This is a genomic window from Hydrogenophaga sp. (assembly GCF_028698005.1).
Taxonomy (GTDB): domain Bacteria; phylum Pseudomonadota; class Gammaproteobacteria; order Burkholderiales; family Burkholderiaceae_C; genus Hydrogenophaga.
This window is the reverse complement of record NZ_JAQVEJ010000096.1, coordinates 1-10,822: the sequence shown is the minus strand read 5'-3', so window position 1 is coordinate 10,822 and position 10,822 is coordinate 1. Positions and strand designations below refer to the sequence as shown.

The window sequence follows — 10,822 nt, the reverse complement described above, 5'->3', positions numbered from 1 at the left end:
GCCGGTGCAATGGTGGCTCGGGCAGCTGGCAGCGCGGCGCGTGCCTGCGAGGTTGATTTGGCAGTTGCACGCTGGGGTGCTGCTGCTGCTGCTGCGGCTGCAGGCGCTGCAGCAGCGCTGGTCGCTGCACTGCCGTAGTAGCTGGTGGGCGTGGCCAGGGGCATGGCGGCGGGCGCGGCCACGGGGAAGCGCGCTGCCCCTGCGGGCTGGGGAATGAAGGGCTGCGGCCCACCGGCCATGGCGGGCATGGGCTGTGCGGCGGAGTAGGCCGAGGGCGCGGCGGCCATGGGCACGGCCGTGGGGAAGGGCGTGCGCCCGCCCCAGTTCGCTAGGGCGGCGGTGCGGCGGAAGGGGTTGCCGCCCGGCGCGGCCGCGTTGCGGGCCGAGGCGCCTTGCCCCGCGGCCCCGAGCAGCACGGCGCGCTGGCGGTTTTCGGCCTCGATGGCGGCCGCGAAATACTGTCCGGCCTTGGTGGCCTCACCCTTGGCGCGGTACAGGCGGCCGGCGGCCGTCAGCACCTCGGGGTCCTGGGGCGCCAGCTGCAGCGCGACCTGAATGGCCGATTCCGCATAGGCGAAGTCCTTGGTGGCCGTGGCGGCCGAAGCGGCCGGCAGCAGCAGCTTGAGGTTGCGCGGGTCCTTCTCCAGCAGGCGGTGGTACAGCTGCATGGCTTGGGTGTGGTCACCGTTGTCGCCGTACATGCGGGCCAGCACGCCCACCACGTCGGGGTCGTTCGGGCGCTCGGCCAGCAGCGGGGCCAGGGTGTCGTAGGCGGTGGCGAGGTCACCGGCCTCGCGCAGCGCGTCGGCCTGGCGCAGGATGTAGCCCACGCGGATGTCCTCGTAGCCGCGCCGCTCCTGCGCGGACATGGGCGTGTCCTGCAGCTGGCGCAGGATGCCGGCCAGTTCCACGTCCTGGTGCGTCTTGAGCAGCGCCGCGGCGTACTGCAGGCGCAGCCCGGTGTCGGGGCGGGGCGTGCGCGCCAGCATCTCGCGCACCATGGCCAGCGCGCGGTTGGGGTCGCCCGCGTCGGCATAGGCCAGGGCCACGGTGCCCAGCAGCTCCGGATCCTGGCCCACGAAGGGCTCGGCCTGGGCCAGCACGGACTGGGCCTGCTGCACGCGGCCCTCGCGGCCTAGCGCGGCGGCGGCGTCGGCCTGCACATGCACCCAGACGCGCTTTTGCAGCGCGGCGATGTCGCGCGTGCGGTTCTTTTCGGGAATGCGCTCCAGCGTGGCCAGCGCGCCGGTCCAGTCGCGCGCCTCGGAGGCGAGCAGCGCGCTCGCGTACAGCGCCTCGGGCATGTGCGGGTTGGATACCAGCAGCCCGTCCATCACGCCGCGCGCCTCGTTGATGGCACCCATCTTCAGGTACAGGCGCGCCAGGTCCAGCCGCACCCAGGGGTTGCCGGGGTCGTTGAGCAGCGCGTCTTCCAGGGCGACGCGCGCGGCATTGTCGTCGCCGCGCTCGGCGGCGGCGCGCGCCAGGCCCAAAGCCTGCGCGGCGCGCAGTCGGCCCAGGGCGCCCACCTTTTCCTGCTGGCTGGGTGTGAGCTGCTCGACCAGCTGCAGCGCCTCGGCCGCCTTGCCGGTCTGCGACAGCACGCCCACCAGGCCGCGGATCGCATCGGGGTTGTCGGCCTGGCGCGCGAGCACGCGGCGGTAGGCGGCCTCGGCGGCTTCGAGCTGGCCCAGCTCGGCCAGCACGTCGGCCAGGTCGTTCTCGGCAGTGACTTCGCGGGCATCCAGGCGCACGGCCTGGTCCAGCAGCTGGCGCGCGTTGCCCAGGTCGCCCGCCTCGCGCGCGGCGCGGGCCTGCTCGATCAGTGTCCAGTAGGTGGCACTGTCCAGCGCCTGCTTCCAGCGCGCGGGCGAGCCCTGGCGGGTGGCGCGCTCCAGGTAGCTGCGCGCCTGGGCGAACTCTTCCTGGCGCAGACGCAGCACGCCCATGCCGCCGAGCGCGTCGCCGTCGTTGGGGCGGGTTTCGAGCACGCTGCGGAATTCGGCCTCGGCGGCTTCGAGGTCGCCGTCCTCCAGCGCCTTGAAGCCCTCGGTGCTGCGCTGGCGCAGCGGGTCGCGCGCGGCGGTGGCACTGGCGCGCGCGGTGCGCTGGCGCGCCTCGATCTCGCGCAGGCGGGTCTGCATGGCCTCGTCGCCCGGATAGGCGCGCAGGAAGGCCTGGTAGAGCGGAATGTCGGCCGCGCGGCTGCCCGTCCAGGCCAGGGCCTTGCGCCAGCTGTCGGTGGCGGCCTTGCCCACTTCGGGGTGGCCGGCCAGGCGGGCGAGCTGGGCGATGCCCTCGCGCCGCGTGGCTTCGCGGTAGGTGAGGTGCTGGGCCAGGGCCAGGGAGATCTTGGCGTCGTCGGGCGATTCGCGCGCCAGGCGCTCCAGGCCGCGGCGGGCCTCGTCCCAGCCGCCGGAGGTGCCGCCCAGCGTCTGGTAGTACTCCAGTGCCAGCGGGCCGGTGGGCGCCTGGTTGCCCAGCGCGGCCTGGTAGCTGCCCATGGCCTGCTCGGCCTGGCCGGCACGGGCCAGGTCGCGCGCATGCTGCACCTGCGCGCTGTTGCGCTGCACGCCGATCTCCTGCTGCAGCCGCTCCACCAGGCGGTGGCCGGGGTGGGCGCGGCGCAGTTGCTCCAGGTAGCGCTGGGCCTCCTCCACGTGCTGGCCCTGCAGCTGCGCGCGGGCCATGCCGTAGAGGGCGTCGGGCTGGTTCGGGTCCACGCGCAGGAGCTTTTGCCAGCTCTCGATGGCGCGCTGGGCGTCGCCGCGCGACTGCCAGTACTGGCCCTGCTCGATCAGCGTCTTGGTGGCGGCGTCCTGGGCCTGGGCCGGAGCGGCCAGGCCGCCGAGCGAGGCGACGAGGCCCAGGATCAGGGTGTGTTGGTGGTGGCGCTTCTTTGCGGACATGCCTTTTCCCAGCGTAATTGCAGCCTGCCGGAGGGCAGGAATTGGTAGCGTTGTTCCATCCAGCCCGTGCCGAAGAGGCCGAGGACCTGGTCGTAGTATGGCGGCTGGCCGCCGGGCGGCGCCTCCAGCAGCTGCGCGCGCACGCGCTCCTGCTGGGCCTTGAGCGCGGCCGTGGCGCCCAGCGTGCGCAGGTAGGGCAAGAGCGCGGCGGAAAAGCCCGCGGGACCCTGCCCTTCCATCTGCCCGGTGGCGGTCTGCACCTTCTCGGGAGGCACGGCGGCGGTGCGCAGCGCGGCGGCCATGCCGCCCAGGCGGCGGCGCAGCACGGGCGCGAGCGCGTCGCCGCGCGGCGTCATGCCGGCCCAGAGGTAGGTGCGGATGGCGTCGTAGCTGCCGGTGTCGCCCTTCTCGGGGTCGGCCACGAAGGCGCCGCGCGCGGCGCCTTCGGGCACCTGGTAGGCCACCCAGTCGGCAGCAAAACCCTTGGGTGTGGTGCCTTCGAGCACGCGCTGGAAACTGGTGCCGACGGCCTTCCACGGCCCCTGGGGGTCGATTTTCTCGAATGCGCGCAGCAGCGGCACAGGCAGATAGCTGGGGTTGAGCCGCCAGGTGCGGCTTTCGGGGCCGCGCAGCGCAAAGCCCTTGGACGCGGGCAGCAGCGTGGGGCCCAGGCCGGGCAGGTCGGCCACTTCCTCGATGGCGACCTGCGCCAGCAGCGTGCGTGCCTGGGCGGTGTAGCGCGGCTCGTGCCAGACGCGGCCGGCCTCGGCCAGGGCGTAGGCGAACCAGAGATTGGCGTCCGAGGCGGGGTTGGCGTCCACCACGCCCCAGCTCCCATCCGCGTTGCGCCCCCACTGCCAGGCGGGCAGGCGCGCGCCGATGTCGCCGCCCGCCAAGTTGGTGATGCTCCAGGCCCAGAGCTTGTCGAAGCGCGCGCGGTCGCGCGCCACCAGGGCGAAGAACATGGCGTAGGACTGCCCTTCGGAGGTGGAGTGCTGCTGCGCGGTGGTGTAGTCAATGACGCGCCCGTCGTCCTGCATGAAGCGCTGGGTGAATTGCTCCCACAGCGGCCAGGCTGCGGCGGTGGAGCAGGCGTCCTGCGCCATGGCGCCGGGCAGCAGCGCGCACCACAGGCCCAGCGCGCGCAGCGCGTGGCGCGGCGTGCGGGCGGAGTCGGAGGGGCGGACGGTGGGCAGCATGCGTGTTCGTGTCAAATTCAGGAGCTGCTGGCGCTTGCTGTGTCTGGGTTTTAGCATGAAAACTATCTGAAATCCTTTAAAGGCAAGCGCTACCAGCTCCTAAATTCGTATTCTCTCAACCTTTCTGCAGCCGCGCGCGGGCCTTGGCGCGCAGCACGATGTACAGCATGAAGGCAATCAGGGCCGCCGCCGCCACGCCCAGCACGATCAGCGCCAGCGGGTGGCGCGACAGCCACCACTGCACGCGCGTGACCGGGTCCAGCTGGCCGACGTGGTAGGTCTGCTCGGCCACGAGGCTGTCCACCTGCTTGCCGCGCACCACCGCCGCACTGCCCTGGATGTGCCGGAGCAGGTCGGGCGTGAGCAGCGCCGTGACGGCCTGCTGCAGGCCCGCGGGCTGGTTGCTGGCCAGCAGCACCACGCTGCGTCCGCCCTGCAGGGGCGATTCGAAGCCGGCGATCACCGCGTCGCTGCTGGCGCTGGTGAAGGTGATGGCGTTGCGGCCGGGCTTGGCGCGGTCGCGCTGGTCGGGGTCCCACCAGTTGAGCAGGCGGGAAGCATAGTCCGACAGGCGGAAGCCCTTGCTGTCGGCCTTCAGGCTGAAGGGCAGGTGGCTGGCCCATTGTTCGAGCAGCGGCGAATTGGCGCTGCTGGCGATGACCAGAAGGTCCTTGTCCGCCAGCGCGTCGATTTGGCCGTTGCCCAGCGCCACGGTGACGGCGTGTGCGGGGTAGCCGGTGACGTTGCCCATCAGGCCCATCAGCGACAGGTAGGCGCTCAGGTCGCCTTGCTCGGGCTTGGGCGGCAGTACCACGGCCGATTCCGACAGGTCGGCCAGGCGGCTGAACGGGAAGCCACTGTTGCCAAAGGCTGCCAGGTCGGGCATGGCCAGGAAGTGCGAGAAGCCGGTGATGTCAATGGTGGAGTCGGGCTCCACAGTGCCGCGCACGTTGTCCAGCAACACGTCCTTGCAGGCACCCTCCTTCTTGATCTCGTGGAAGTAGTGGAACTGCAGCTGGCTGCGCGCGGGCAGCTTGAACAGCGGGACGTTGAAAAAATCCTCGGCTGGCAGCAGGTCGCCCGCGGCCAGCGTGGGCGCGGGCAGCACCCGGTCGAGCCAGCTGTGCACCCGGCTGGGCGGCGTGTAGTCGGCCGCGCGCAGCGGCAGCGCGCGCAGGAACTGCTCGTTGACGTTGATGTTCAGCGTGGACTTGTCGGCGCCGTTCTGTGGCGTGTACCGGTACTTGATGTGTACGGGGATGTCCTGCTTGCGCCAGGCGAACAGGTCGGGTGGCACCTGGAAGTTCACGCGGATGAGGTCCGGCGCATGGCCCGACACGCTGAGCATCTCCTTTTGCGCCAGCTCGCCGAACTTGACCGGGCGGTCCTTGGCCAGCCAGTTGGGCGCGTCGTAGGGCTTGCGCGGCTCGATTTGCTTGAACTCCGAGATCATGGCCGTCGGGCCCGAGAGCGCTGGCGCGCCCACGGCCAGCGCCGTGGCGGCGCGCTTGAGCTCCTGCGCGTCGCGGCCGCGGATGATGAGCAGCTTGGCGGCGGGGTCGGTCGGGTGGCTGGCCATGGTGACCGAGGGGCCGCTGCTGGCGGGCAGGCTCAGGCCCGGCACGCCCTGCGCGCCCAGCGCCAGCACCACGGCATGGCCCTTGGCCGGGATCTGCCCCACGGCGGCCGGGAAGGACGCTCCGCGGAAGCCCGCCAGCGCGCCGAACCACGACGAGACGGTGCCCGCGGCCTCGAGCTGGGCGGCGTCGGGCGTGCCCGCGAACACGATGGGCAGGGTGAGCGGGCGGTAGTCGCGCCGGTCGAAGAAGGGCTCGGGCAGGAAGGCCAGGTCGTTGGCCAGCGCCAGCGGGTCCACCGACAGCTCCAGGCGGCTGTCGTTGCCCACGTTGGCCCACAGGCTGGTGTGTGCCGGGTCCTCGCAGTCCATGGTGTAGTGGCCGATCAGCTCGACGTTCAGGCGGTTGAACTCGCCAATCAGCCGCGTGGGGATATCGATCACCCGCTGCAGCGCCTGGCCGCCCTGCTCGTTGGGCACGGGAATGGTGGCGACCACCTGCTCGTTGACCAGCACGCGCAGGTGCGAGATTTCGGGCAGCAGCGCGGGCGAATAGGCGTAGTTCAGGTGCAGGCGCGCGCGCGTGACGACCTCGTCGCCGCGCACCCCGAACTGCACGCCGCCCGTGCCCTGCACGCCGCGCAGCTGCAGCGGGAACAAGGCGCCCAGCTGGCGGAACGTGACCTCGTAGCTGCGCCCTGCGGCGGGCCGGGCCTCGGATTGCGCAGCGGCGGCGGCAGGCGAAGGCTTGGGCTGGGCCAGCGCGCTACTGGGGCCGGACATGGGCGCCGACAGCAGCGCGATGGCGGCGAATACAGGCGCCATGCGCCAGGGAGTGCGGGATTTCTCGGTCATGACTGGTTTTCAATGGATTACTTGGACACCACTTCGCGTCGGCCGCGCAGGATGTTCAGTGTGTTGGCGGCCACCTGGCCGAGGCCGCGCATGCCGATCACCATCACGCTCTTGAGCGAGGTGAGCGGCTTGTCGTGCTGGCGGTTGCCCCAGAAGCCGATCCAGGCGTCGGCACGCGCGAAGGTCAGGCGCGCGATGTCGGCCTGCTGCCGCAGGCTCAGCCCCTCGAAGCGCAGGCCCAGGCGGCCGTTGCCGCTGAAGGTGACCTGCGCGGGGAAGGTGCCTTCCTCGTCGGAGCGGAACAGCGACACCTCCACCTGGCTGCCGGTCTCCAGCTTCAGGCCTTGCGGCACCCGCAGGCCCACGCCGCTCTGGGAGAAGTCGTCGGTCTCGCACACCAGGGTCTTGCCGTCGGCAAAGCGCAGCGCCGCGGGCAGCGCCGCCGTCACGCGCGGCGTGCTGCGCACCTGGCGCTTCTCGCTGGCCACGGCCAGGCTGGCGCTGGTCAGGATGATGTTGTAGGCCGTCCAGACCATGTTGATGACCAGCGTGGTGAACACCTCGGACGACGGCCCCACGGCCACCATGCGCCAGATGCCCACGGCGAAACCCAGCAGGTTGAGCAGCAGCAGGATCAGGTAGGGCCGCGCAATGGACCAGTCGAAATACGACTGCTCGATCACTCCGCCCTTCGCCGTCACGTTGAACTTGCCCAGCTTGGGGTTCACGAAGGCCACGAGCACGGGGCGCATGATGTACCAGGCCAGCACCGACTCGTAGACCTCGTTCCAGAACGAGTAGCGAAAGCGCCCCTGGATACGCGAGTTGGTGATGCTCGCGTGCATCAGGTGGGGCAGTGCGTAGGCCGTGATCATGGCGGCCGTGGCCTGGAACACGTGGGCGCTGAAGAACAGGTAGGCCAGCGGCGCCGTGAGGAACACCAGCCGCGGCAGCCCGTAGAAGAAGTGCAGCATGGCGTTGAAGTAGCACAGGCGCTGGCCCAGCTTCAGGCCCGGGCCGAACAGCGGGTTGTCCACGCGGCAGATCTGCGCCATGCCGCGCGCCCAGCGGATGCGCTGGCCCACGTGGGCCGAGAGGCTTTCCGTGGCCAGGCCCGCGGCCTGGGGCAGCTCCAGGTAGGCGGTGTTGTAGCCGTGGCGGCTCAATTTCAGCGCGGTGTGCGCGTCCTCGGTCACGGTCTCCACGGCCACGCCGCCCACCACCAGCAGCGGCGCGCGCTTGATGATGGCGCATGAGCCGCAGAAGAACGCGGCGTTCCACAGGTCGTTGCCGTCCTGCACGATGCCGTAGAACAGCTCGCCCTCGTTGGGCATGACGTGGAAGGTGTCCAGGTTCTTCTCGAACGGGTCGGGCGAGAAGAAGTGGTGCGGCGTCTGCAGCATCGCGAGCTTGGGGTCGCGGATGAACCAGCCCATGCAGATCTGCAGGAAGGAGCGCGTGGGGATGTGGTCGCAGTCGAAGATGGCGACGTAGTCCGAGCCGGTCACGGCCAGCGCGGCGTTGATGTTGCCCGCTTTGGCGTGGGCGTTGTTGTCGCGCGTGAGGTAGCCCACGCCGAGTTCCTGGCAGAAGTCGCGGAATTCCTCGCGGCGGCCGTCGTCAAGCACGTACACGTGCAACCGGTCCTCGGGCCAGTCCATCTGCATGGCCGAGAACACGGTCTGCTTGACCACCTCCAGCGGCTCGTTGTAGGTGGGGATGAACACATCCACGCTAGGCCAGGTGTCCACGTCCTGTGGCATGGGCACGGGCCGACGCTGCAGCGGCCAGGCAGTCTGAAAGTAGCCGATGAGCAGCACCAGGAAGGCGTACAGCTCGGCCAGCAGCAGGCCAAAGCCGAAGCAGGCATCGACCCAGTTGGTGAAGCCCACGGTGTCGGTCACGCGCCAGTACATGTAGCGCGAGGAGGCGGAGATCGACAGAACGATCATGGCCAGCGTGGTCAGCCGCCCAGGCGTGCGCGACAGCAGCAGGGCGGCCCCGAAGCTGCCCGCCGAGAAGATGAGCTGCCCCGTCAGGTCCAGCGGCACGCTCACCACCAGGGCCAACAGCAGCGCCGCACCGACCGCGGCCACCACCCGCGCCAGCGGGTGCGTCCAAATGGGCTGGTCGGCGATGCGGTGCACGCGCATGCGCCAGCGCGCCTCGAAGCTGCGTGGGTTGCGGTCGGCGATCTCGTCGGCGACGGTCTTGTGATCGGTGGCCATGGCTACACCTCCGCGCCCGCCAGGGCGCGCATACGCGCCGCCACGAAGGCGGCGCAAGCCAGGATGTCATGGCTGGCCTGGCTGTGCGCCCCATGGTCCAGTACGCTCATACCCAACGCCAGCGACTCGGGCACGGCCTCGTCGGCATGGATAGAGCCCGCGAAGCGCGGCCCCACGGCCTCCCGCAGCACGCGCAGGATGTCCTGCGAGAGCTGTCGCGCGGAGTTCACCTGATTGAGCAGATAAAACGTATCCACGAAGTCGGTACGCGGCGCGCAATGCGTCTGCACGAGCCGCTGCATGAGCGGTAGCGTGGCATAGGAAGCGGCATCCGCCAGCATCACCACCATCACCCAATGGGCGATGCCCAGCGCCCGGCGGCCGTAGGCGGAAGGACCGGGCGGCGTGTCCAGCAGCACCAGTGCATCGTCCGGCAGTTGCAGCGCCTGCAGGTGATCGAGCAGCCAGCGCGGGTGGGCGGCGATCTGCGCCTCCAGGGCCGCCAGGTCGTGCTCGGTCACCGCGCCGAAGGGCAGCACGTACAAGCCCGGCTGGCGCTCAAAGCAGGCGTCGCGCCAGTTCTGGCCGGACAGGCTGGCGCGCGACAGGCCACGCAGCTCCTGTGGGCCCAGGCCCAGGTGCAGCGCGAGGGCGTTCTGCGGGTCCAGGTCAACGGCAAGTACGGTACGGCCCGTCTGCCGGGCCAGGGCCATGGCCAGGTTCGCGGTCACGGTGGTCTTGCCGACCCCGCCCTTGGCCGATGCGATGGTCAGGATCTTCATGGGCGGTTTCTCGTGCCCAGCAGCCGGGCGAAGACTTGCTGCAGGCCGGTCGATGGCTCAGCCTCGGGCTGGGCCGTCCGCGCCAGGCGCGACAGCGGCGAGGGACTCTGCAGCGCGAGGCTGGTCACGGGGGCCAGCACGGCGGGCGGCTGCACCGGCGCCGCCGTTGGCGGGAAGGGGGGCGGTGCCACGGGCGCAGGTGCGGCGACGGGTGCGGGGGGTGGTACCGCATGGCCCCATGGCGAAGGTGCTGGGGGCACGGCAGGCGCAGCCAATGGCGTGACCGGCACTGCGGTGTGCAGAGGCCCCGTGGGCTCCACGGGCCCGTGCTGCGACTCGGGCTGCGGAATCGGTGCAGGCCGCTGGGCTGCGTGCCATTCCTGCGGCGCCGTTTCCGGCGCCTCGCCGGGGTGCACCGGAGGCACGCCGGCAGACAGGTCTCCCAGCGCGGAAATCAGTGGCCAACGTTCGCGCGCCTGCTGGGCGTTGCGCGTTCGCGTGAGTTCGCGGTATGTCTCGGGCCTGCCGCCGAACTCCTTGTACAGATGGGCTATGTCTTCAGGTTGTTGCATGGGATGTCCTTTTTCTCGGTCACGCGGCTGCGGCCAGACGCAGCCGGGCCGTGCCCAGGGCATCCACCGCGGCAGCGACCTCCACCCGCAGCCCGGCTCCGCCCGCCGCGTCGAACCACTGCTGGTATGCCCCCTGCAGGAACCCCGTGGCCCAATCCGCGTGCGGCACGCCGAACGCAGCCGCCAGGGGCGAGAAACGGTGGGTGATTTCCATGCCGGCCGGGCTCTGGCCCAGTTCCGCCACGCCCCAATCGAGCGCGCTCCACACATGGTTGATGGCGTCCTGTAAGTTCTGCACGGTGTCGCGTGCAGACAACGGATGCTCGGCGGCAAAACGCATGCCGATGCGCGCCATGAGCGTGGCCAGTTCCTGCGGCGGCAGGGCGGAGGCAAATTCTTCCGCCTGTGCGGCCAAGAAACCGCGCCATTGGCGGGAGCATTGCAGGTGGTGGATATAGGCGGGTTCCATGGAGCTAGGCAGCTCGCGCGCAGCGGGGGATGAAGTGGTCATGACGGGAACGTTCGGTAACAAATGGCACGTCTGGAAAGCTATGCGTGCCATGTTTCTAATTACTTTAAACCCAGATTGTCCATTAGGCGGTGCTGCGCACCTACGCGGGCGCTGGCAGGCGCCTGACGGCCATTTTGGCCGCTGCCTCGGCGTCCATGGCACCGGCCATGGACTTCTCCTCAGCAGCCAA

Annotated in this window: 7 protein-coding genes; all 7 read right to left on the bottom strand. The window is 70.4% G+C overall.

Annotated features, from left to right (window positions below; translation table 11 throughout):
- Positions 1 to 2,909, bottom strand: a 2,909-nt coding sequence (locus PHQ87_RS10410; RefSeq protein ID WP_300233675.1) for a tetratricopeptide repeat protein, incomplete at its 3' end; no start/stop codon positions are given.
- Positions 2,873 to 4,108, bottom strand: coding sequence for a cellulose synthase complex periplasmic endoglucanase BcsZ (gene bcsZ / locus PHQ87_RS10405; protein WP_300233672.1), 1,236 nt, complete (start codon positions 4,106 to 4,108; stop codon positions 2,873 to 2,875). The genes PHQ87_RS10410 and bcsZ, both read right to left, overlap by 37 nt.
- Before the next feature lie 115 nt (positions 4,109 to 4,223).
- Complete coding sequence (gene bcsB, locus PHQ87_RS10400) at positions 4,224 to 6,539, bottom strand: cellulose biosynthesis cyclic di-GMP-binding regulatory protein BcsB (RefSeq protein ID WP_300233670.1); 2,316 nt, start codon at positions 6,537 to 6,539, stop codon at positions 4,224 to 4,226.
- A 17-nt stretch (positions 6,540 to 6,556) separates the two neighbouring features.
- A complete protein-coding gene (gene bcsA / locus PHQ87_RS10395) occupies positions 6,557 to 8,767 on the bottom strand; it encodes a UDP-forming cellulose synthase catalytic subunit (protein WP_300233667.1) in 2,211 nt (736 codons plus the stop codon).
- A 2-nt stretch (positions 8,768 to 8,769) separates the two neighbouring features.
- Entirely contained in the window at positions 8,770 to 9,549 is a 780-nt protein-coding gene (gene bcsQ / locus PHQ87_RS10390) for a cellulose biosynthesis protein BcsQ (protein WP_300233664.1), read from the bottom strand.
- Complete coding sequence (gene bcsP / locus PHQ87_RS10385; RefSeq protein WP_300233661.1) at positions 9,546 to 10,121, bottom strand: cellulose biosynthesis protein BcsP; 576 nt, start codon at positions 10,119 to 10,121, stop codon at positions 9,546 to 9,548. The genes bcsQ and bcsP overlap by 4 nt, the downstream gene beginning before the upstream one ends.
- A 19-nt stretch (positions 10,122 to 10,140) precedes the next feature.
- Positions 10,141 to 10,632, bottom strand: a complete 492-nt coding sequence (locus PHQ87_RS10380) for a cellulose biosynthesis protein BcsD (protein WP_300233659.1) — start codon at positions 10,630 to 10,632, stop codon at positions 10,141 to 10,143.
- Positions 10,633 to 10,822: the final 190 nt, after the last annotated feature.